Source organism: Nonomuraea sp. NPDC048882 (assembly GCF_040649755.1).
In the GTDB taxonomy this organism is placed as follows: domain Bacteria; phylum Actinomycetota; class Actinomycetes; order Streptosporangiales; family Streptosporangiaceae; genus Nonomuraea; species Nonomuraea maheshkhaliensis.
On the sequence record NZ_JBEZGB010000014.1, the window covers coordinates 81,836 to 103,278 of the forward strand.

General features: G+C 72.5%; 19 protein-coding genes. 11 read left to right on the forward strand and 8 right to left on the reverse strand.

Annotated elements, in window-relative coordinates; genetic code table 11:
- Window positions 1-31: 31 nt before the first annotated feature.
- The 4 genes from AB0C27_RS40045 (at window position 32) to AB0C27_RS40060 (ending at window position 5,729) form a co-directional block, all read left to right on the forward strand.
- A complete protein-coding gene (locus AB0C27_RS40045; RefSeq protein ID WP_357855750.1) occupies window positions 32-844 on the forward strand; it encodes a helix-turn-helix transcriptional regulator in 813 nt (270 codons plus the stop codon).
- Between the two features lie 154 nt (window positions 845-998).
- Window positions 999-2,270, forward strand: a complete 1,272-nt coding sequence (locus AB0C27_RS40050) for a phospholipase D-like domain-containing protein (protein ID WP_357855753.1) — start codon at window positions 999-1,001, stop codon at window positions 2,268-2,270.
- A 48-nt stretch (window positions 2,271-2,318) separates the two neighbouring features.
- The gene (locus AB0C27_RS40055) at window positions 2,319-4,175 is read left to right on the forward strand and encodes a DUF2264 domain-containing protein (RefSeq protein ID WP_357855755.1); all 1,857 of its coding nucleotides are present in this window, start codon (window positions 2,319-2,321) and stop codon (window positions 4,173-4,175) included.
- Window positions 4,176-4,346: 171 nt separating this feature from the next.
- On the forward strand, window positions 4,347-5,729 hold the full coding sequence (locus AB0C27_RS40060; protein ID WP_357855758.1) for a S28 family serine protease: 1,383 nt from the start codon (window positions 4,347-4,349) through the stop codon (window positions 5,727-5,729).
- Between the two features lie 63 nt (window positions 5,730-5,792).
- Here AB0C27_RS40060 and AB0C27_RS40065 read toward each other — a convergent pair whose 3' ends face one another.
- Window positions 5,793-6,884, reverse strand: coding sequence for a Gfo/Idh/MocA family oxidoreductase (locus AB0C27_RS40065; protein ID WP_357855761.1), 1,092 nt, complete (start codon window positions 6,882-6,884; stop codon window positions 5,793-5,795).
- Between the two features lie 10 nt (window positions 6,885-6,894).
- Window positions 6,895-7,644 (reverse strand): ThuA domain-containing protein, encoded by a 750-nt coding sequence (locus AB0C27_RS40070; protein ID WP_357855764.1) that lies wholly within the window; start codon window positions 7,642-7,644, stop codon window positions 6,895-6,897.
- Between the two features lie 228 nt (window positions 7,645-7,872).
- Here AB0C27_RS40070 and AB0C27_RS40075 point away from each other — a divergent pair, with 228 nt between their 5' ends.
- Complete coding sequence (locus AB0C27_RS40075) at window positions 7,873-8,886, forward strand: LacI family DNA-binding transcriptional regulator (protein WP_357855767.1); 1,014 nt, start codon at window positions 7,873-7,875, stop codon at window positions 8,884-8,886.
- Between the two features lie 145 nt (window positions 8,887-9,031).
- Window positions 9,032-10,396, forward strand: a complete 1,365-nt coding sequence (locus AB0C27_RS40080; RefSeq protein ID WP_357855770.1) for a HAMP domain-containing sensor histidine kinase — start codon at window positions 9,032-9,034, stop codon at window positions 10,394-10,396.
- Between the two features lie 117 nt (window positions 10,397-10,513).
- On the opposite strand, the gene AB0C27_RS40085 is transcribed toward AB0C27_RS40080, so the two are convergent.
- Window positions 10,514-11,992: a hypothetical protein gene (locus tag AB0C27_RS40085; protein ID WP_357855773.1), complete on the reverse strand. Its 1,479-nt coding sequence runs from the start codon at window positions 11,990-11,992 to the stop codon at window positions 10,514-10,516.
- A 328-nt stretch (window positions 11,993-12,320) separates the two neighbouring features.
- Here AB0C27_RS40085 and AB0C27_RS40090 point away from each other — a divergent pair, with 328 nt between their 5' ends.
- A complete protein-coding gene (locus AB0C27_RS40090) occupies window positions 12,321-12,620 on the forward strand; it encodes a hypothetical protein (RefSeq protein WP_357855776.1) in 300 nt (99 codons plus the stop codon).
- A 105-nt stretch (window positions 12,621-12,725) separates the two neighbouring features.
- On the opposite strand, the gene AB0C27_RS40095 is transcribed toward AB0C27_RS40090, so the two are convergent.
- Window positions 12,726-13,646 (reverse strand): hypothetical protein, encoded by a 921-nt coding sequence (locus AB0C27_RS40095; protein WP_357855779.1) that lies wholly within the window; start codon window positions 13,644-13,646, stop codon window positions 12,726-12,728.
- A 97-nt stretch (window positions 13,647-13,743) separates the two neighbouring features.
- Here AB0C27_RS40095 and AB0C27_RS40100 point away from each other — a divergent pair, with 97 nt between their 5' ends.
- The gene (locus AB0C27_RS40100) at window positions 13,744-14,619 is read left to right on the forward strand and encodes an NAD(P)-dependent oxidoreductase (protein ID WP_357855782.1); all 876 of its coding nucleotides are present in this window, start codon (window positions 13,744-13,746) and stop codon (window positions 14,617-14,619) included.
- Here AB0C27_RS40100 and AB0C27_RS40105 read toward each other — a convergent pair.
- Window positions 14,583-15,584: a MerR family transcriptional regulator gene (locus AB0C27_RS40105; RefSeq protein ID WP_357855784.1), complete on the reverse strand. Its 1,002-nt coding sequence runs from the start codon at window positions 15,582-15,584 to the stop codon at window positions 14,583-14,585. The two genes, AB0C27_RS40100 and AB0C27_RS40105, sit on opposite strands and share 37 nt — an antisense overlap.
- Window positions 15,585-15,710: 126 nt before the next feature.
- On the opposite strand from AB0C27_RS40105, the gene AB0C27_RS40110 reads away from it, so the two are divergent.
- Window positions 15,711-16,043, forward strand: coding sequence for a hypothetical protein (locus AB0C27_RS40110; RefSeq protein ID WP_357855787.1), 333 nt, complete (start codon window positions 15,711-15,713; stop codon window positions 16,041-16,043).
- Between the two features lie 35 nt (window positions 16,044-16,078).
- On the forward strand, window positions 16,079-16,351 hold the full coding sequence (locus tag AB0C27_RS40115) for an antitoxin (protein WP_357855790.1): 273 nt from the start codon (window positions 16,079-16,081) through the stop codon (window positions 16,349-16,351).
- A 213-nt stretch (window positions 16,352-16,564) separates the two neighbouring features.
- Here the strand turns inward: AB0C27_RS40115 and AB0C27_RS40120 are convergent, their stop codons facing one another.
- On the reverse strand, window positions 16,565-17,884 hold the full coding sequence (locus AB0C27_RS40120) for an MFS transporter (RefSeq protein ID WP_357855794.1): 1,320 nt from the start codon (window positions 17,882-17,884) through the stop codon (window positions 16,565-16,567).
- A gap of 136 nt (window positions 17,885-18,020) precedes the next feature.
- On the opposite strand from AB0C27_RS40120, the gene AB0C27_RS40125 reads away from it, so the two are divergent.
- Window positions 18,021-19,520: a cobyric acid synthase gene (locus AB0C27_RS40125; protein WP_357855796.1), complete on the forward strand. Its 1,500-nt coding sequence runs from the start codon at window positions 18,021-18,023 to the stop codon at window positions 19,518-19,520.
- 6 nt (window positions 19,521-19,526) lie between these two features.
- Here the strand turns inward: AB0C27_RS40125 and AB0C27_RS40130 are convergent, their stop codons facing one another.
- Together AB0C27_RS40130 and AB0C27_RS40135 are read right to left on the reverse strand one after the other, a co-directional pair.
- Window positions 19,527-20,555, reverse strand: a complete 1,029-nt coding sequence (locus AB0C27_RS40130; protein ID WP_357855799.1) for a 1-acyl-sn-glycerol-3-phosphate acyltransferase — start codon at window positions 20,553-20,555, stop codon at window positions 19,527-19,529.
- Between the two features lie 19 nt (window positions 20,556-20,574).
- Window positions 20,575-21,402 (reverse strand): patatin-like phospholipase family protein, encoded by an 828-nt coding sequence (locus tag AB0C27_RS40135; protein ID WP_357855802.1) that lies wholly within the window; start codon window positions 21,400-21,402, stop codon window positions 20,575-20,577.
- Window positions 21,403-21,443: the final 41 nt, after the last annotated feature.

The window sequence follows — 21,443 nt, forward strand, 5'->3', positions numbered from 1 at the left end:
AGCCGATCCCTGGAAGAGAGGGGAGACGCGCGTGGCCAAGCGGGAGCTGGCCCGTTTCCTGCGGGCGCGGAGGGAGGGCCTGCGTCCCGCCGACGTGGGGCTGCCCGCCGACCGGCGGCGCAGGACACCGGGGCTGCGCAGGGAAGAGGTGGCTGAGCTGGCGAACATGTCGGTCGACTACTACGCCAGGCTCGAACAGGCGCGCGGGCCCCGCCCGTCGCCGCGCGTCCTCGACGCGCTCACCGGCGCGCTGCGGCTCGACCGCGCCGAGCGCACCCACCTGTTCCAGCTGGCCGGAGCGCCGCCCGCGCCGCCGCCCGGCCCGGTACGCCGCGTTCGTCCCGACGTGTCCGGGCTGCTCGACCGCATCCCCGACGCGGGCGCCATCGTCACCGACGCGAGTTACGACGTCGTCGCCTGGAACCCGCTCGCCCGCATCCTGCTGGGCGGGGACTTCGAGACCGAGCCCAACCTGGCCCGCCGCCGCTTCCTGGGCACCGGCCCGCTGCCCGAGAGCTCCGGCAGGGAGGAGTTCGGCCGCGTCGTGGTCTCCCGCCTGCGCCGGGCCGCCGAGCGGTACCCGAGAGACGTGGCGCTGGCCGGGCTGCTGCGTGAGCTGCGGGCGGGGAGCGCGGAGTTCGCCGAGCTCTGGGAGGCCAATCCGGTGCACGCGCCGGGCCACCGTACGAAGACGGTGCCGCATCCGGGCGGCGGCATGTTGAAGGTGAACTGCGACATTCTCGTGGTCCCCGACGACGATCAGCAGGTCGTCTTCATCACCGGGGACCCGGGCACGCCCGCCGCCCGCGCGCTGCGCGAGCTGAACCGTACGCGGGGCGACTAGCGCGGGGATCGTGGTGTGGCGGGCGGGCTCAACGGATGCTCAACGAGGGCTCAACAGCACCGGGCGCATCATGCGGATCGCCCTCCGGTGACGCTGGGAAGCGAGATCATGCGGTTGTGCGCCCAGGCGTCCGTGATCACGTACAGGAGCCCTCATGCGAATGAAGACACCCACCGTCCTGGCCTGTCTCGTGGCCTGTCTCGGGGCCTTAAGCATAAGCGTCGCGCCGGCCACCGGGGCGGCGGCCGACGTGAGCGGCCCGCCGGTGATGAACGCGCCGGTGTTCAACGACCCGACGGCCGACTCGGGCGTCGCCGGCAGCCCGAGCGCCGCGCAGTCGGCCGTGATGGATCAGCTCATCAGGCTCGTCAAGGCCGTCCCCGCGGGCGGCGAGATCCGGTTCGCGATGCACGAGTTCGCCCCCGGTGACCGGTCGAGCGAGGTGGCCTCGTCGCTGATCGCCGCGCACGAGAGGGGCGTCGGCGTCCAGGTCATCATGGACAGCCAGGACGACGGCGGCAACGACGCCGTCTTCGGGCAGCTCAGTGCCGCGCTCGGCGCCACGGAGACGGCCGCGTCGTGGGCGGTGCGGTGCGAGTACCCGAGCCAGGACGTCAACCGCGGCTGCATCGCCCGCAACTACCTGCACGACAAGTTCGCCACCTTCTCCCGCGTCGTCGCCGGCGGCACCACCTACGACAAGGTCGTCTTCCAGAGCTCGTCGAACCTGTCGAACTGGTACCTGTACAACTCCTACAACGACGGGTTCACCCTCTCCGACCCCACCGTCTACGACGGCTACGTCCGTTACTTCAAGGACCTGCGCGCCGGGCGGCTCAAGCCGGTCAACCCCGACTACTTCTGGACGACTCCCACCGGCTCCACGTACAAGGGGCACTTCTTCCCCCGTCTGAGCTCGGAGGGCGACCCGATCGTCAACGTGCTCAAGCTGGTCGAATGCGGTTACAAGGACGCCGACGGCGTGAGCAGGCAGACGGACATCCGCCTGGCCCTGACGGCCTTCAACGCCGCCAGGAAGGAGATCGCCGACGAGCTGATCAGGCTGCGCGGCGAGAACTGCTGGATCGACATCGTGTACTACGACGACCCCGCGAAGCGGAACGTCACCGACTACATCAGGGGCCTGCTCGCCCGCAAGGCGTCGAACGGCAAGTATCTCCAGGTCAGGCCGTGCCGGTTCACCGTCGGCAACCGGTCGGTGGTGCCGCACACGAAGCTGATGATGATCGACGGCGCGTACGACGGCGGCATCACGCCCCGCGTCTACACGGGCAGCGCGAACTTCACCACGCTGGAGAACGCCGACGACTCCCTGCTCCGGATCAGCGGCCGTGACGTGCACTCCCAGTACCTGTCGTGGTTCTACAAGATCCGCAGCGCCTGCGGCGGTGGAACCGCCGGCTAGGCGGTCCCCGCGTCGGTAAGCGCTTACCCGCGTAGTATCCTCCGCCTCATGGCTTTTCGTCTCCCACCGTCCGACGACCACCTGTCCGGTCACACCGGTTGGACCCGGGCGCACTGGGAGGCCATGGCCGACCACCTGCTCGACTCCGTGCTCCCGTACGCGACGGACGGCTTCGCCCAGTTCCGTCTCCCGGGCCGGGCGAGCAGGTCGGGGCCGGTCAGCGACGGGCTGGAAGGGTTCGCCCGCACGTTCCTGCTCGCCGCCTTCAGGATCGCCGGCGCGGGCGGCCGGGTGCCGCCCGCGCTGATCGAGCGGTACGCGAGCGGCCTGGTGGCCGGCACCGACCCGGCGCACCCGCACGCCTGGCCGCCGCTGACCGACATGGCGCAGCAGCTCGTCGAGGCCGCCTCGATCGCGCTCGCCCTGCACGAGACCCGCCCGTGGCTGTTCGACCGGCTGGCCCCGGCCGAGCGGGAGCGGGTGGTGGCCTGGCTGGCCGGGTTCATCGGGCGGCGCACCCCGGACAACAATTGGGTGCTGTTCCGGGTGGTCGTCGAGCAGTTCCTGGGCGAGGTGGGCGGGCCGTACGAACCCGGCGAGATCCAGGGCGGCCTGGAGCGCATCGAGGGCTGGTACGCCGGCGACGGCTGGTACTCCGACGGCCAGGGCAAGAACTTCGACTACTACTGCGGCTGGGCCATGCACCTCTACCCGTCGCTGTGGGCCAGGATGGCCGGCGACAGCGCCCGCCAGGAGCTCTACGCCGCCCGGCTGCACCGCTTCCTGGGCCAGTACCAGCACTTCTTCGCCGCCGACGGCGGGCCTGTGCACCAGGGGCGGTCGCTGACGTACCGGTTCGCCACGGTCGTCCCGTTCTGGCTGGGCGCGCTGACCGGCGCCACGCCGCTGTCGCCCGGCCGCACCCGGCGCATCGCCAGCGGCGTGCTGCGCCACTTCGCCGAGCGTGGCGCGCCCGACGAGCGCGGCCTGCTCACCCTCGGCTGGTACGACGCCTTCGAGCCGGTCACGCAGTCGTACTCGGGGCCGGCGTCGCCGTACTGGGCCAGTAAGGCGTTCCTCGGCCTGCTGCTGCCCCCCGAGCACCCCGTCTGGACGGAGCCCGAGCAGGCCGCGCCCGTCGACCTGGCCGACCAGTCGATCGCCATGCCCGCGCCCGGCTGGCTGCTGCACGCCACCCGCGACGACGGCGTGGTCCGGCTGATCAACCACGGCAGCGACCGCGACCGCGTCCAGGACCAGGACGCCGCCCCCGACCCGCACTACCTCAAGCTCGCCTACACCAGCCACTCGGGACCCGAGACGGGAGACGTGGACAACCACCTGGCCGTCCTCGGCCCCGACGGCGCCGCCTCGCTCAGGCGGCGGATCGAACCCCTGGCCGTCGCCGACCGCTTCGCCGCCTCCGCCTACCAGGACGGCCCCGTCCGGGTGGTGACGGCCTCGGTCGTGGACGGGGCGGCCGAGATCAGGATCCACCGGGTCACCGCCCCCGCCGGGCGTCAGGTGCGCGACGGCGGTCACGCCCTGGCCGCCCCGGTGCCGCTCGACCTGGGGGAGGGGGAGGCCAGGCGGCCGGACGGGCTGGGCAGCGGTGTGCGGCCGCTGCACGGGTACACGGGCACGGGGATCGTCACGGCCGAGGGAGCCAACGCCTTCGGCCGCCTTTCGGCCACCCCGTACACGATCGGCGCCCACCCCGGCGGCACCGCCGTCTACGTCAGCCTGGTCTGGCTGGCCGGGACCCCGCCGGCGTCGCCCGGCGTGCGCGTCGAGGGGGACGACCTGGTCGTCCTCACCCTGGCCGGCGGCGACATGGCGACCGTCCACCTGAACGGCACCCCGTCCTGCAAACGGGCTCCCGCGATGAACGGGACCCCGCGCTGAACGGCTCCCTGCGCTGAACGGCTCCCTGCGCTGAACGGCTTCCTGTGTTGAACGGCCCTCCGCGCTGAACGCGGCGCACGCGCGGGGCGGCAGGAGGCTGTTCGGGTGGGGGATGATCGGTATACGGTCGGGCGGTACTGGTCCTCCTCCCCCTCCAAGGAGCGGCATACCGTGCGATCCCGGTTCCTGGCCGCGCTGGCGGCCGCGATGGCCGTCCTGACGGCCCTCACGCTCAACGCCCCTCCTGCCGCGGCGCAGGACGACCTGCTGGACAGGCTCAAGGCCATCCCAGGGCTCAGCGTGGTGTCGGAGACCCAGCCGACCGGCTACCGGTTCTTCGTCATGACCTTCACCCAGCCGGCCGACCACCGCCACCCCGGCAAGGGGACCTTCCAGCAGCGGCTCACCCTGCTGCACCGCTCGGCCGACGCGCCCGTGGTGCTCTACACCGGGGGATACGGGCTGCCCGCCACCCCCACGGCCTCCCGTACCGAGCCGACCCGGCTGCTGGACGGCAACCAGGTCTCCGTCGAGCACCGCTTCTTCAGCCCCTCCCGTCCGTCGCCCGCCGACTGGGACGACCTGACGATCTGGCAAGAGGCGACCGACGAGCACCGGATCGTCCAGGCGCTCAAGACCGTCTACTCCGGCAAATGGATCCAGACCGGAGCCAGCAAGGGCGGCATGACGTCGGTCTACCACCGCCGCTTCTACCCCGCCGACGTGGACGGCGTGGTGGCCTATGTCGCGCCCGACGACCCGGTGAACCAGGCGGACCAGATCTACGACCGCTTCTTCGACCGCGTCGGCACCCCCGCCTGCCGCGCCGCGCTGCGGACCGTGCAGCGCGAGGCGCTCAAGCGCCGCGACCGCATGGTGGCGCTGCTGGAGGCCGACGCCGCGCGTAACGGCTACACGTTCACGAGGACGCTCGGTAGCGCCGACCGCTCGTTCGAGATGACGATCCTCGACACGGCGTGGGCCTTCTGGCAGTACATGTCCGAGGCGGACTGCGCCGCCGTGCCGCCCGCGAGCGCCACGGACGAGGAGCTGTACACCTGGATCGACGCCGTCACCTTCTTCGGCTTCTACACCGACCAGGGTCTGGAGTACTACTGGCCGTACTACTACCAGGCGTCCACCCAGCTCGGCTGGCCCGACCTGAAGTTCGCGCACCTGCGCGGGCTGACCCGCCACCGCGGCCTCTACCACCCCAACTCGGTGCTGCCCGCCGAGCTGCGCTCCCGGCACGACCCGCGCCCGATGCTCGACGTGGACCACTGGGTGCGCACCCGGTCGGAGCGCATGCTCTTCGTCTACGGGCAGAACGACCCGTGGAGCGCGGAGCGGTTCACCCCGAGCCGGCGTGACTCCTACCTCTACGTCGCGCCCGGCTCCAACCACGGGGCGAGCATCGCGCGGCTGACCGAGGCGGACCGGCAGGCGGCCACCGCCACGCTGCTGCGCTGGGCGGACGTGCCGCAGGCGCGGCGGCTGCCGGAGGCGGCCAGCCTGCCCGACGACGACATGCTCATCGACCGCCGCACCCACTGACCGCCGCACCTACTGACCGCTCCCTGCGCGCCCGCCTCGTTTTGGCAGGCGCGCGGGCGGCGGTCAGCCCGTTCCGGCGGGTGCGCGGGCCGGCGCGGCCGTTCCCCAGGACACCAGCCGCTCGCGAACCTCCCGCCGGACGGGCAACGCCAGCGCGTCGCGGTACGCACGTTCCAGCAGGTCCGCGAGCTCGACCCGGGCGCCGCCCGACTCGGCCGAGCGGACCGCCGCCTCGACCATCGCCAGGCTGCCCAGGTTGCGGACGATGGACCCGGACGGCTCCACCCCGCTCCGCAGCGCCGCGACGAACTCCGCCAGCGCCCCCGCGATCTCCTCGCCGGCGCCGGGCGGCACGTCGGCGGCGCCGTCCAGGCTGGAGGTGACCCGGTCCACGCCGTCCCACGTCGCGCTCCCGCCGGCGCCGACCGCGCGCCACTCGCCGTTCCACGACGTCTCCAGCCCGTCCGCGCACCAGCTTCCGCTGTAGACGTAGCGGGCACCGCCGTCGAAGCGGAACGTCGCCGTCGCGGAGGCGTCCCCTCGATACCAGCTCCATGACGGGTTCCAGCTCTCGCACACGACCGAGACCGGCTCCGTCCCGAGCAGGTAGCGGGCCGCGTCGAAGGCGTGGATGGCCATGTCCACCAGCAGCGGCTGCGGCATCTCGGCGCGGAAGCCGCCGAACCTCGGGGCGCGGTAGAAGCCGGTGGTGAGCAGGCCGGGAGGCCCGAGCGCGGCGATCCGCTCTCGGTAGGCGGCCAGCGCGGCGTAGTAGCGGCGCGACTGGCTGATCATCAGCAGCCGCCCGGACGCCTGCGCGGCCGCGGCCTGCACGAGCGCCTCGGCCAGCGTCGGCGCGGCCGGCTTCTCGCACAGGACGGGGACGCCGGCGAACAGCGCCTCGACGCTGACCTCGGTGTGGGCCTCGGGGACGGTGACGTTCACGACGGCGTCCGGCCGGGTGGCCGCCAGCAGGGTGCCGAGCGAGGCGCCCACCTCGGCGCCGCCGCCGACCGAGCGCACGGCCTGCTCCGCCCGCGCCACGTCGAGGTCCGCGACCCCGACCACCTCGACGTCGGGGGAGGCGGCCAGCGTACGCAGCCAGGCCAGCCCCATCGCGCCCGCCCCGACCTGGACGACGCGGAGCCCGCTCACTGGGCCCGCTTCACGGGGCCGTGCTGGGGAAGAAGTCGCCGGTGTCGTGACGCCGCACCGCGGGTAGCTCGCGCCTGGACCGGTCGCCGGCCGCCCACTCGACGCCGTTCGCGATGACCTGGAGCACGTCCGGATGGTGGTAAACGGGAAAGTCCTGGTCGCCGGGGCTGAAGTAGAAGATCCTGCCGTTGCCGCGGCTGAAGGTGCAGCCGCTGCGGAACACCTCGCCGCCGGTGAACGAGCTGATGAAGACGAGCTCGTCGGGCACAGGAATGTCGAACTGCTCGCCGTACATCTCCTGGGCGGGGATCACGATGGGGTGGGGAATGCCGCGCGCGATGGGATGGGTGGGAGCGACCGTCCAGACCAGCTCGCGGTCATTCTCGCTGCGCCAGCGCAGCGAGCACGTGGTGCCCATGAGCCTGGTGAAGATCTTCGAAAAGTGGCCTGAGTGCAGCACCAGCAGCCCCATGCCCGACAGCACGTGCCGGTGCACCCGATCCACCACCTCGTCGGCCACCTCGCCGTGCGCGGCGTGCCCCCACCAGGTGAGCACGTCGGTGCCGGCCAGCACCTCCTCGGTCAGGCCGTGCTCGGGCTCGTCGAGCGTGGCGGTGCCCACGGTGGCCCGCCCGTCCAGGCGGGCCTCGATGCCGCGCCGGATCGCGTTGTGCATGCCGTCCGGATAGATCTCGGCGACCTTCGGCTCGACCTGCTCGTGCCGGTTCTCACCCCACACCGTGACGTGAATGGCTCCCACGACAGTCCTTTCCTCGGCGTTCGATCAGCGGGTTCGGCGATTTCGGTACGGAGCCACGCGCGGCCGGTCGGCGTTGATTTATCAAAGCGCTTTACCATGCTCACTTGTGCAGTATGTTGCGCCGTTCTGTTGGTGATGTCAATAACAAGTCAAGCGTTTATGGAAGCCCCCGGGGCGATATAGTCGCCAGTGCTTCGCACGCCCGCGCCTGATGGGGAGGCGGCCTCGATGGTCACGATGCGCGACGTCGCCGAGCGGGCCAACGTCTCGATCGCCACGGTCTCGTTCGTCGTCAACGGCAGCAAACGGGTCTCCCCTGAGACGCGCGCCCGCATCGAGGCGGCCATCCAGGAGCTCAACTACCGGCGCAACGTCGTCGCCCGCGCCCTGGCCAGCTCGCGCACGCGCATCCTCGCCCTGCTCCACCCCGATCTGGAGTCCCGGCCCAACGCCACGGTGATCCAGTTCGTCATGGGGGCGGCCCACGGGGCGCGCGAGCGCGGCTACGACCTGGTGCTGTGGCCGGTCAACGACGACGAGCAGATGTCCCACCTGCTGGCCGGCGGGCTCGTGGACGGCGTGCTGCTCATGGAGGTGCGGATCCGCGACCCTCGGGTCGAGCGGCTGCTGGCGTCGGGGGTGCCGTTCGCGCTGATCGGCCGTACCGAGAAGGACGACCTGCCGTACGTCGACATCGACTTCGCCACCACGATCGAGCGGGCGGTCGCGCACCTGCGCTCCTTCGGCCACGAGCGCATCGCGCTGGTCACGCAGCGCACGAAGGCGCAGGCCGGCCACGAGCCAGGCCGGATCACGCGGGTCGAGTCCGCCTACCTCGACGCCATCGCGCCGCTCGGGGCCCCGCCCGCCATCGTCGCGGTGGAGGGCACGTCCGCCGGGGGCCGTGAGGCCGCGAGCGTGCTCGGCGCGGACTTCCCCGGCTCGACGGCCGTGATCCTGGTCAACGAGGGCGCCTCGGCGGGGCTGGTCAAGGGGTCGCGGGCGCTCGGGCGGCGCGTCCCCGAGGACCTGTCCATCATCTCGGCGGCCACCACGCGCGAGCTGGGCGAGATGATCGAGCCGGCCCTGACCGTCATGGCGGCGCCGGCCCCCGAGCTGGGGCGCCTGGCCGCCGACGCCCTGATCGACCAGCTCGAAGGCGTCCAGGACGCGCCGCCGCACGTCCTGATCCCGTGCGCCCTGGAGCCGGGCCAGTCGGTCGGCCCCGCGCCCGCGGGCTGAGTCGCGGACAGAGCGGGTGCTCACCGCCCGGGGTCCTGCGGCGACTATGTACCGTTATGGGTGCTGAAACGGATTTGTCGGGGAATCTCCCGAGGTTAGCGGCGAAGGCGACGGCTGTGTTCTGCTGACCCTCGGGGGAGACTGCGTGAGCACACGGTTGGGCCGCTCGCTGCGGACACGGCTGGCGATGTTCGCCGGCATAGCGATGCTGCTGCTGTACATCGTCGTCAGCGCGTCCGTCTTGTACGGCATCCGCAATGAGGCCTCGGCCGCCAGGGCGCACGACATCAGGGGCAAGACCATCACGGTGCTGCTCATGATCAAGCGTGGCAACCTGCCTCAGGTGCTGGACCCGGCTGGACTCGACGGCCTCCAGGTACTCAACCCGCAGGGCGAGCCGGTCGCCTGGACCCCCAACCTGGCCGGCCAGCCCCGGGTGACCGCCGAGATCCCCCACCTGCGCCAGACCAACGACTACGCCGTGCTGTGCGACCTGCCCGCCTTCGACCACCAGTGCCAGATCGCGGTGGTGCTGATCGCGTACCAGCCGGACGGGGAGTGGAAGATCTACGGCTTCGGCCCGGCCGTCCCCTGGTACGTGAGCCCGCAGGTGCTCATGTTCCAGATCGGCCTGGCGGTGGCGCTGGTCGCGCTGACCTGGTTCGGCGTCTCGCGCGTCGTGGCCCAGACGCTCGCGCCCGTCGGCGACATCACCAGGAAGCTCGCCGAGATCAGCGCGGGCGGCGGCGGCATGCGTGTGCCCGTGCCGGAGTCCGACGACGAGATCAAGGCCCTGTCGGAGACCGCGAACGAGATGCTGGGCCGGCTGGAGTCGGCCCTGGAGCAGCAGCGGGTACTGATGGAACGGCAGCGCAGGTTCGCCGCCGACGCCTCGCACGACCTGCGCAGCCCGATCACGGCGATGCGCGCCCAGATCGAGGACGCCCTGCTCCATCCCGACGACACCGACTGGCGGGAGACGGGCGCCGCGGTGCTGGCCAGCCTGGACCGGCTCCAGGCCATCGTGACCGACCTGCTCACGCTGACCAAGCTGGACGCCGGTGCCGCCGACAACCGTGAGCCCCTCGACCTGAGCGAGCTGATCGCCGCCGAGACCGCGAGGCCGCGCCACAAGCAGATCGTCACCACGCTGCAGCCGGGCCTGCGCGTCATGGGCGACCGGCTCCAGCTGGCCCGCCTGCTGACGAACCTGCTCGACAACGCCGAACGGCACGCCGAGTCGAAGATCGTCGTGACCGCCCGGCAGGAAGGCGACGACGCCGTGATCGAGGTGGTCGACGACGGCGCCGGCATCGCGCCGGACCAGCGTGAGATCGTCTTCCAGCGCTTCACCCGCCTCGACGCCTCCCGCAGCCGCGACGCCGGCGGCACGGGGCTCGGGCTGGCCATCGCCCGCGAGATCGCCTCGATCCACCTCGGCACGCTGACCCTGGAGGACTCCGACGTTGGCGCCAGGTTCGTCCTCCGGATCCCGATCTCGGAGGACTGACCGGCCTTCGCGGGTGACCGGGCTTTTTGAAGGTGACCGGTTTTGGCGGCTGAGCGGTCGGGGAGAGCCGGCCGCCTGCTGACGAGGACCCAGCGCTCCCGGCGGGCTGGCCGCCGTTCAACGCAGCTGGTAGGCGTGCCAGCGGCCCGGCATCCCGGCCGCCTCCCAGGGCCGCAGGAACGGCGCGGGCGTCGGGCCTCCCCGGTCCACGGCCACCACCCGCGTGCCCGTGCCCGGCGCCCCGCGCACCTGGGCCGGCGCCTCCTGCGGCCAGCTCAGGACCGGGTAGCCGTGGCAGCCCATCCGGTAGGCGATCATCACCGCGTGCTCGCCGTAGACCAGGCAGGGCGGCCTGACGTCCATGGCCAGCAGGGCGCGGGCCACCCGGACGTCGTCCCCGCGCCTGGCCAGCCCGCCCGTGACGACCTTCTCCAGCGTGATCCCCTGAAGGACGACCTGGGCCACCACACCGGCGGCCACGAGCCCGGCCAGGGCGGGGCGCCGGCCGGGCGACCACACGGCGTGCGCGACGGGCAGGGCCAGCAGCGCGTACGCGGGCAGCAGGAAGCGGGGCGCCGCGTACCCGACGAGGAAGGCGTACGGCACGGCCATGGCCAGCCCGCAGCCGGCGGCCAGCACGAACCCCGGCAAGCTGGGCACGCCGCAGGGTACACCGCTGGGCACACGCGGGTCGCTGGGGCGCAGGGTCGCGGCCGGCTGATCGCGGCATGGGACCTCGGCCGGGTGATCGTGGCGCCGGGCCGTGGGTGATCGGTCGTGTCGGCGGGCGGCGTACAGGCCGAGCAGGGCCAGGACGGGAACCGCGATCAACCAGACCAGCCACGGCGTCACGACGGGCCCGCAGTCCGCGGGAGGGCGGCACAGCAGCGGCCCGTCGAGCGCCCTGACGTGATCGAGGAGCGAAACGTGCAGGCCGGTCTCGTTCGCCGCACCGGCCGCGTGCCAGCGCGCCGCCAGGCCGCCGAAGCGCACGTACGCCTCGACGATCCAGTCCGCCCAGCCCACGGCCAGCCCGGCCACGAGGGCGACCCCGGCCCGCCGGCACCTCCATCCGGGCCTGGCCAGGGCGAGCGCGAGCGGGAGCACGAGCCAGACGTTGTCCGGCGGGCGCAGCAGCGCCACGGCCGCCACGCTCAGCGCCAGCCCGGCCGCCGGCCCGAGTCCCGCCTCCGGACGTACGCAGCGCAGGAAGAACCCCGTGGCGGCCACCGCGCCGAAGGCCACCCACAGGTTCGGCATGGCCTCGTTCCCGTAGAACAGCGCGAGCCACGTGGACGCGAACAGCAGGGCGGCGACCGGCACCACGGGGCCGGGACGCACCCGTAGCCAGACGCCGAACGACGCGTACAGCCCCAGAGCGGACAGCACGCACAGATAGACCCGCAGCGCCTCGGTGGACGAGGTGACCAGCACCACGGGGGCGACCAGCAGCGTGATCCCCCTGGCGCGCGGCGCGATGAACTCGGCCGCCGGCACGCGCGGGTCGACCTGGCTGACGTAGACGACCTCGTCCCAGCCCAGGCCCATCCCGGGAGCGACCGCGACGAGCTGGACGACCGCATAGCCCAGCGCCACCAGAACCAGCCACGCCCGCCCTGCCCGCCACGCTGACCACGACTGTGCCCGCCACGCTGACCACGACTGTGCTCGCCACGCTGACCACGACTGTGCTCGCCACGCCGACCACGGCGCCACCCGGCCGGGCCGCGGCGTCTCATTCGATCCCACCGCCCTGTTCTTAGCCCCGGTCGCCACGCCACGGCGGGCGGAACGGCGAGTGCTGGCGCAACGCATGCCCGTCCATGACGTTCGCGAGGGCCGCCGCCTGCGGGATGACTGACCCGCCGGAGATCGGGAATGCATCTCCCGGACCGGGAATGTGCGACATCGAAGGGAGATCCACATGGACCAGCGGGGATCCGGCGACCGGCATGAGCGCACCACCGCGGGCGGCTCGCCCGCGCACGTCCGCTGCACACCTCCCGCCGCCGCCGCGCTGTTCGAGATCGCCGTCCTGGACACCACGAGCGAGGATGGCAGGCCGCGCTGGCACACGATCGGCTGGGGCGTGGGCAGGGGCGAGGCCGACAGCATCGCGGAGACGTACGTGACCCGTCCGGTGTGCCCCTACGACGAGGCCCAGATCCGCCACAACGGTCACCTGGTGGGCGTGCACCGCAGGCCGGCGGGCCGAACCGGCTAGACCAGCCGACGCCGCCCGGCGGCCCGGCTCAGCGGCCCGGCTCAGCGGCGCGGACCGGTGGTTCCGGTTCAGTGGCGCGGACCGATGGTGCCGGTCGGCGTCGCCTCAGGATGCCTGGGTAGGGGTCCGATCGCGTGGCTCGCCGTCGTTCATGACGCCGTACGCGGTCGCCCGGAACAGGAACGACGCCCACGAGCGGTAGGGCCGCCACGAGTCCGCCAGCCTCCGGTACGCCGACGGCGGGGCGTCCTCCGCCAGCCCGTACGCCTCACGCAGGATCGCGAACAGCCGCGGCTCGTCGCCAGGGAACGCGTCCGGCGCCCCCGCGCCCCTGATCAGGATCAGCCCCGCCGAGAACGGCCCCACCCCGGGCAGCCCACGCAGCTCGGCCAGCGCCTCCTCGGGCGCGAGCGAGCGCAGGTGCTCCGTGGTGAGCAGCCCGTCGAGCGCCGCCCTGGCCAGCCCGCGTACCCACTCCTCCTTCTGCGCGGGCAGCCCGAGACCGCCCGCGTCCAGCAGCGAGACAGGCGGTGGGAAGGCCGCGATCGGCTGCCCGTCCACCTCGACCCGCGCGCCGTACCGCTCCGCGATGCGCTGCTTGATCCGGGACGCGACCAGCATCGACGAGCGCTGCACGATCACCGCCCAGCACGCCGCCTCCCACGGGCTCCAGAAGCACACAGGCCGCAGCCCCGGCCGCAGCCGCTGGAGGTCGCCGAGCACCGGGTCGGCCTCGCCCAGCTTGGCGAATCCGGCGCCGTCCACGTCGAGGGAGAGGATCCGCGCCACCTCGCCCCTGATGCCCGGCCCCGCCGCCCGCGTCGTCGCCACCTCCACCCCGCCTGGCGCCCCCGTCACGCTCACCCCGATCGGCCGCCAGTCCGACTCCGCGCAGTAGGCGAAACGCAGCGCCCGGCCGTCTGAGGGCGGCAGCGCGCTGGTGGCAGGCCAGTCCTCCACGAAGCGCAGGGAGTCGGCGAAGTCGAACGGACCTTCGGCGGTGATCGTGAATCCGTGCGTGGTCATGGGCGTATGGTAGGCGCCGCTCGGGGCTGGGCGGCGATCACCGTCGCCGGCGCCTCGACGGCGGCAGAACAGGTATCGGACTGACAGGAGTACCCACATGCGCATCTTCGTCGCGGGCGGCACCGGCGCCGTCGGCCGGTACCTCGTCCCGGCGCTCGTTGCCGCCGGTCACGAGGTCACCGCGACCAGCCGGACACAGGCGGGGCTGGCCCTGCTGGACAGCCAGGGGGCGTCCGGTGTGCGCCTCGACGTCTACGACGCCGACGCCGTCCAACGGACGGTCGCCGCCGCCGCGCCCGAAGCGATCATCCACCAGCTCACCGCGCTGAGCGACGGCAACCCGGCCGACAACGGCCGCATCCGCAGGATCGGCACCCGCAACCTGGTGGACGCCGCCCGGCACGCCGGCGTGCCGCGCATCGTGGCGCAGTCGATCTCCTGGGTGTACGAGCCCGGCGACGCCCCCGCCACCGAGGCCACCCCTCTGGACGAGCAGGCGCCCGAGCCCAGGGTCGGCATGATCGCCGCGGTGCGCGCGCTCGAAGACGCCGTCTCCGAGCTCGACCGGTACGTCATCCTGCGCTACGGCCTCTTCTACGGCCCCGGCACCTGGTACCGGCCGGGCGGGCCGGTCGCCGACGTGCTGCGCGGAGAAACCGGCGACCCCGCCGCGCGGATGCTCGGCGACCTGGTCGCGAACGACGCGGTGTCGTCCTTCGTCCACGTCGAGGACGCGGCCCTGGCCGCCGTCGCCGCACTCGACTGGCCGTCGGGCCCGGTCAACATCGTGGACGACGAACCCGCGCCCGCCCGCGAGTGGCTGCCGGCGCTCGCCGCCGCCGTGGACGCACCCGCCCCCGCTCCGACGGCGGGGCGGCTGGCCTGGCAACGCGGCGCCGACAACACCTTGGCCCGCTCACGCGGCTGGCGCCCTCGTCATCCCACCTGGCGGACGGGTTTCGGCGCGGGCTGACTCAGCGGGGCGTCCCGGTCGGGCAGGTGGGTGCGTAGTGCTGTGATGAACCAGGTGAGGGCCGGGGCCAGGCTCTCCGGTGGTGGCCAGCCGTTGATCACGGCCAGCAGCTCGGCGTACCGCTCCCTGCGTGGATCCGCGGCCGCCTCCAGCCGGTCCAGCAGGGTCGCGCCGCCGAGTCCCGTCGCGGTGAGCAGCGCCGCCACGTACGGCTCGGCCTCGGCGGAGGCCGGGTCGATGCCGGCGGCGAGCGCGGGCGCGGCCCGATCCCGGACCATGGCCGCCGCATCCGGCCGCACGACGGCGACCTGCGCCCCACCCCGTCCGCGTCCGGCCCGATGATCGGCCCGATGATCGGACAGGTGATCGGCCAGATGTTCGGCCAGGCGGCGGAACGAGGCGCGGAAGGCCGGGTCGCGGGAGAGTTCGGCCAGTTCCACCCACGCCTCCACCTGCTCGGCCTCGGGATCCTCCGGCAACTCGGGCGTCATCGACGTCATGACGCCGGCCAAGGCCGGATCCCCGTCCAGGTCGCCGAAGGTGGCGGCGAGGAAGTCGCCGATCAGGCGGCGCCGCTCGGCCTGCGACAGTCGGGCGAGTTCGTGCATCAGTTCCATCTCCTCAGGGGTGGAGCCGCGCCTGGCCACGGCCGTCAGCACGGCCTGGCGCAGGCGCAGCGTGCGGATCTGGGTCTCCAGGGCCGCCGCGTGCGCGGACGCGACCTCGGCCAGGGAGATCTCCCGGTCCACGACAGCGCGCACGGTGGCCAGGTCGAGCCCGAGGTCGCGCAGCGTTCGTACGAGGTCGAGGCGGGCGAGGGCGGTCGGGTCGTAGCGGCGGTAGCCGGCCGGGCTGCGGCCGGCGGGCGGCACGATGCCCTGATCGGAGTAGAACCGAATGGTCTTGACCGTGAGCCCGGTCCGCCGGGCCAGGTCGCCGATCGAGTAGAGCGTGTCCCCGTCCATGCCCCCACTCTCGCGCCTCCCCTCACTGGAGACTCAAGCGCCCTGGCGAAGATGAGCCGGCGTACTCAGCGGGCCTGGGGACGAATGCTCAGGCCGGCGCGGGCCCGCCCCTGACAGGCTGGGGGAATGAGTTCGCTGAGAGAGTACGTGTCGCGCTACGACCGGTGGCGGCGCGGTCTGGCGATCGCGGGGGCGTACGCGCTGCTCGTCCTGGGGGTCGCCGCCTACGTCGAGATCAGTACCCGGCTGGCGGCGGACAGCCAGGGGCTTGAGGGCATCTACCTCTTCATGGTCACGGCCCCGAGCTCGTGGCTCATCATGTTGCTCCCGGTGGCCGATGTGCTGCCGTCGGAGCTGTATCTCGCGCTGCTCGTGGGGGCCGGCTTGGTGCAGGCGTGGGTGTTGTGGCTGCTCACGCGGGGCCGGCGGGTGGTACATCATCCGCGGCAGCCGGGGTAGGGGGCCGAGACAGGACAAACGAGGGGGATACGGTCATGAGCCGCATAGCGGAGTGGCTGAAGAAAGCCGAGAACCTGGCCCGGGGGCACTCCAAGCAGGCAGACCAGATGCTGGACCGCGCCGAGGAGTACGCGAAGGAACGTACCGGGCACAAGTACGACGACCAGATCAGCAAGGGCGCCGACGCCGTGCAGGAGCGTTACGGCGGGGGCGCCGGCCAGCAGTCCGGTCAGCAGCAGCCCGGTCAGCAGCCGGCGGGCCAGGAGACCCAGGAGGAGCGCGAGCGGCGCACGCCGCCGCAGGGCTGAGCCTCCAACGCGCGTAGAGCCGCGAGACCGCTGACGGCGGGGCGACAGTGCCGGTGGCCACACCACCGACACCGTTCCCGCACGTCAGCAGCGCCCCGACAAGCGCCCCGACAAGCGCCCCGACAAGCGCCCCGACAAGCGCCCCGACAAGCGCCCCGGTAAGCGTCCCGGCAGGCCTCCGGTCCGCCCGTCCCGGATGAGTGGCCCATCACGTCAGCGGCGCGCGTCCTCCAGGACCTTGTTCGCGTCCCGTTCGAACGACGCCCTGGCCCCGAGCGTGAGCAGCCCGCCCACGACCATGGGGACGATCAGGACGTACATCCCGGACAGCAGCGAGCCGAACCGGTCGGAGGCGATGCCGACGACCAGCGAGCCGAACGCGGCCCCCGCCGTGAGCAGCAGTTGCAGGACGGCGAAGCCGAGCCCGCGGGTGCCGGCGGACACCACGTCCGCCAGGCACGCGGTCATGTTGGGGATCGCGATCGACATCAGCGAGCAGGCGAGCAGCACCAGTGCCGTGAGAGCGCCGATCGAGTCCATGGACAGCGCGACGGCGAGGACCACGGAGCCCGCCGTGATGCCGCCGCCACCGGCGAGCAGCCGGCCGCCCTTGCGGGTGCCGTGCCATTTCCGGCCCAGCCACGAGCCGACGAGGGTGCCGGTGAGGGTCCCCGCGACGGTGATGAGGCCGCTGAGCGAGCCGGCCGTGGCCACGCCGACGCCGAACGTACGCACCATGAGCGTGGGCAGCCAGTAGAAGACGCCGGCCAGGCCCAGGCTGAGCAGGGCCAGGCCGACGCAGACGAAGATCAGCGTCGGGATCGCCACCACCTGGCGGAACTGGGCCCAGAACGGCGGCTTGGCCTCGGCCGCGGGAGGGTCCGCCGGGGGCGATTCGCCGCTCGCCACCAGCCGGTCGAGCTCGCCGCGGCGCGGCTCGCGCAGGAACCAGACGAGCAGCGCCGTGAGCACGCCGGGCACGACCATGATGAGGAACGCGGCACGCCATCCGAAACTCCCGGCCAGTACGCCGCCGAGCAGGGTGCCGACGCCGCCCAGGTAGGTGGTGACGCGGGTGAGCCCGTACGCCTTGGCCCGGCTGGCGGGCGGGTAGTAGTCGGCCAGCAGGCTGCCCGCGGCCGGGTTGTCGATGTTCTCGGCCGCCGCCAGGAACACCCGCATCAGGTAGAACAGGGCGAAGCCGGTGGCCAGGCCCGAGCCGAGCGTGGCGATGGCCCAGCAGAAGACGACGATCGCGATGATGCGCGTACGGCTGAAGCGGTCGGCCAGATAACCGGCGGGCAGGGCCACGACGGCCGCGGCCAGCGCGGCGGCGGTCGGGATGGAGCCGGCCGCGGTGTCGCTGAAGCCCCATTCCCGCTGGATGAGCGGAAGCACCCCGGACAGGAGGTTGTGCTCGATCCGGTCCACTAGTCCGACGATGAAGAGCACCACGAGGGGCGCCCATCCGAATGGTGCGCGGGATCGCGCGTCGATCAAGCCAGCACGCGGAGAACCGAACGTCCCGACCATGCCCACCCTTTCCAGTAGGGAAAACTAGAATTCTGTTCTAGGGCGATGTTCTAGTCAGAGTGACAGAAGTCACAGCGTTCGTAAATGGGTGATTGCCGCGAAATTTCGTGACTCACTCCTTCGATACGGTGGTCCCATGGTCAAGGGGGCACTACTGGTCGCGGGTACCACGTCCGACGCGGGTAAAAGCGTGGTGACGGCCGGCATCTGCCGCTGGCTGGCCCGCCAGGGCGTCCGGGTCGCGCCCTTCAAGGCGCAGAACATGTCACTCAACTCGTACGTCACCGCCGACGGCGCCGAGATCGGCCGCGCCCAGGCCGCCCAGGCGCGGGCGGCGGGCCTGGAGCCCGTCGCCGACATGAACCCCGTTCTGCTCAAGCCGGGCAGCGACCGCCGCAGCCAGGTCGTGCTCATGGGCCGCCCGGTGGCGGACGTGGACGCCATGGAGTATGGCGCGCTGAAGGACATGCTGCGCACGACGGCCCTGGAGGCCCTGCACCGGCTGCGCGAGCAGTACGACGTGGTGGTGTGCGAGGGCGCGGGCAGCCCGGCGGAGATCAACCTGCGCCGCACGGACATCGCCAACATGGGCCTGGCCAGGGCCGCGGACATGCCCGTGCTCGTGGTCGGCGACATCGACAGAGGAGGCGTGTTCGCCGCCTTCTACGGCACGCTGAGCCTGCTGGACGCCGCCGACCAGGCCCTCGTCTCCGGTTTCGTGGTGAACAAGTTCAGGGGCGCGAAGGAACTGCTGCAACCCGGTCTCGACATGCTCGGGCGGCTGACCGGGCGCGAGGTGTACGGCGTGCTGCCCTGGCTCGAAGGACCCTGGCTGGACGTCGAGGACTCACTGGCCCTCGACGGCCGCCAGGTCGCCGCGCGGCCCCCTTACGGGCGGCAGACCCTGCGGGTGGCGGTCGTGCGGCTGCCCAGGATCTCGAACTTCACCGACGTGGACGCGCTGGCCGCCGAGCCGGGCGTCCTGGTGCGTTTCGTGAGCGATCCGGCCGAACTGGACGACGCCGACCTCGTCGTACTGCCCGGCTCCCGGGCCACCGTCGACGACCTGGCCTGGCTGCGCGAGCGCGGCCTGGCGGCGGCCCTGCGCGAGCGCGGCGGGCCCGTGCTGGGCATCTGCGGCGGGTTCCAGATGCTCGGCAGGGAGATCGTGGACGAGGTGGAGTCGGGCGCGGGCCGGGTCGAAGGGATGGGCCTGCTGCCGGTACGGATCACGTTCGAGCGGGAGAAGCGGCTGGCCAGACCCGAAGGGGAGGCGTACGGGGAGCCGGTGCGTGCGTACGAGATCCACCACGGGGTGGCCACGGTGGAGGGCGGCGAGCCCTTCCTCGACGGCTGCCACCAGGAGAACGTCTGGGGCACCACCTGGCACGGCGCCCTGGAGAACGACGGCTTCAGGCGCGCGTTCCTGACGGACGTGGCCGCGCGGGCGGGGCGGGACTTCGTCCCGGATCCGGGCACCGACTTCGCCGCGCTGCGCGAGGAGCGGCTCGACGCGCTCGGAGACCTGGTCGAACAGCACCTGGACACCGGCGCCCTGCTCCACCTCATCCAGCACGGTCCGCCACCCGGCCTTCCGCTCCTGCCACCGGGATCCCAGATGGGCGAACCTCGGTGACCACGCTCAGCCGTGTTCGGCCCGGTCGGGGGTTCTGGCCTGACGCTGGGCGCTGATCCAGGCGTCGATCCGCTCCCAGTGGTCGTACAGCCAGCCGATCCTGGCCTCGCGCTCCGTGGGCACCTCGGCGGCGGGCACCCGCCACCACTTCGCGGTGATATGAGCGCGTAGGGGGAGTTTGCGCCAGACGTCCCCGAGCGTGATCAGGTCGTCCAGGCCGGTGTGCGCGACGAAGATGACGTCGGCCCCCGGGCACGCCTCGATCGCCGCGATGGCGCCGTTCGGGCGGGGCGGGAGCAGGTGGTCCATGCCGCGCGCCCGATCGGCCTGCGCGGATAGGCCCTTCTCCTCCAGCCGCCTGATCGCCAGCCGGCGGCGGCGCGGGGTGAAGTTGCCGCCCTCGGGGAAGATCACCAGGGCGTCCTGGTCGCCCATCGTCGCGGCAAGGCGGCGGATCTCCTCGACGACCCGGCTCTGTGCGGCGGAGCCTCGGGGGACGAACGCGTTCGGCAGCCGGTTGATGACGACGTCGAGCGAGGGGTCGTACTGGAGCGCGGCCTTCATGACGATGCGGGGTCGCCGGTGGTAGAGCGTCAGCAGGTGGTAGATGAGCAGGAACGAGTCGCCCGGCCCCGCGTGCCGTGACAGCACGATGACCGGCCGCGTCAGCCGGGCCGCCCGCTCCTCCGGCGTCGGCTCGGGCTCCTCGATGTCCAGGGTCAGCCGGAAGATCCGCACCGCGGCGGCGTACACCTTCGCCAGGAACCACCCGATCAGCGCGTAGTGCCGCTCCTGCCTGCGCGCCCCGCCCGCCAGCCACAACCACAGGCAGGCGATCAGCACCGCCGACTCCAGCGTCAGCCAGACGATCCCGAACCAGACGAATCTCGGCCCCCTGCGCTGCGGCGGTGGCAGCCGCAACGAGGCGGCGGCCGTGACGACGAGCCAGAACGGCAGCGTCACCAGCATGAACAGGGTCATCACGATGACCAGAGGAGCCAGCACGAGCCTGCGCAGAATACGTGGTGGAAGCAACGCGGCCTCCCTCAGAGGTCTACTCCCAGTCTCCACCGTCGCGCAGATAGCGGGAAGACGCCTGATAGGCGCGCTCGATCGAGGCCGCGATCTGCGACACGTCGCGGTAACGCAGCGGCGACAGCGGCTCGGTCATCCCGGTCGGCAGCACGTGCACCTCGACGCCCGGCGGCAGCGTGGCCAGGTCCTCGGCGAACCGGTGCCGGCGGGCGATCTCGAACGCCACCATGCCCACCTCCCAGAACCGCCTGGGCGGCGACAGCGGCTGCTCGATCCTGCCGACGTGCAGCACGAAGACGCGCCTGGCCCCGAGCAGCACGGCCCGCCCGATCGGGATGCTGTGCACCAGGCCGCCGTCGTAGAAGTGCTCACCGCCGATCACGACCGGCGGCAGCAGCCCCGGCACCGCGCACGACGCCAGCACCGCCTCCACCAGCGGCCCGCCGGTGAACCAGTGGGCCGCCGCGCGCTCGACCGAGGCCGCCACGCACTGGAACGGCACCTCCAGCTCCTCGATCAGGGAGACCCGCAACGTCTCGGTCAGCACCTCGCGCAACGGGCCGATCGGGTGCAGATGGGTGCCCGTCCTGGCCAGCGTCGACAGCCGGGCCACCCACGAGCCGGCGAAGGCCGTACGGACGATGTCGGAGCTCCACAGGCCCGCCAGCACGTCGGCCGCCTCGCCCGGCGCGGCGGCCACGACCGCCCCGTTCAGCGCCCCGACGGACGTGCCCACCACCAGGTCGGGACGGATGCCCGCCTCGTCGAGCGCCCGCAGCATGCCGACCTCGTGCGCGCCGAGCACGCCGCCGCCACCGAGCACGAACGCGGTCTCCACGCGACTCACCCTCTCCTTGCCGGGTTCCGGAAGCCAAGCCGGCCACAACC

What these genes read in the sequence shown, in the direction of transcription:
- AB0C27_RS40050 (WP_357855753.1), top strand. Translation starts at nt 999, where the DNA reads ATGCGAATGAAGACACCCACCGTCCTGGCCTGTCTCGTGGCCTGTCTC.
- AB0C27_RS40055 (WP_357855755.1), top strand. Translation starts at nt 2,319, where the DNA reads ATGGCTTTTCGTCTCCCACCGTCCGACGACCACCTGTCCGGTCACACC.
- AB0C27_RS40075 (WP_357855767.1), top strand. Translation starts at nt 7,873, where the DNA reads ATGGTCACGATGCGCGACGTCGCCGAGCGGGCCAACGTCTCGATCGCC.
- AB0C27_RS40090 (WP_357855776.1), top strand. Translation starts at nt 12,321, where the DNA reads ATGGACCAGCGGGGATCCGGCGACCGGCATGAGCGCACCACCGCGGGC.
- AB0C27_RS40095 (WP_357855779.1), bottom strand. Translation starts at nt 13,646, where the DNA reads ATGACCACGCACGGATTCACGATCACCGCCGAAGGTCCGTTCGACTTC.
- AB0C27_RS40100 (WP_357855782.1), top strand. Translation starts at nt 13,744, where the DNA reads ATGCGCATCTTCGTCGCGGGCGGCACCGGCGCCGTCGGCCGGTACCTC.
- AB0C27_RS40105 (WP_357855784.1), bottom strand. Translation starts at nt 15,584, where the DNA reads ATGGACGGGGACACGCTCTACTCGATCGGCGACCTGGCCCGGCGGACC.
- AB0C27_RS40110 (WP_357855787.1), top strand. Translation starts at nt 15,711, where the DNA reads ATGAGTTCGCTGAGAGAGTACGTGTCGCGCTACGACCGGTGGCGGCGC.
- AB0C27_RS40115 (WP_357855790.1), top strand. Translation starts at nt 16,079, where the DNA reads ATGAGCCGCATAGCGGAGTGGCTGAAGAAAGCCGAGAACCTGGCCCGG.
- AB0C27_RS40120 (WP_357855794.1), bottom strand. Translation starts at nt 17,884, where the DNA reads ATGGTCGGGACGTTCGGTTCTCCGCGTGCTGGCTTGATCGACGCGCGA.
- AB0C27_RS40125 (WP_357855796.1), top strand. Translation starts at nt 18,021, where the DNA reads ATGGTCAAGGGGGCACTACTGGTCGCGGGTACCACGTCCGACGCGGGT.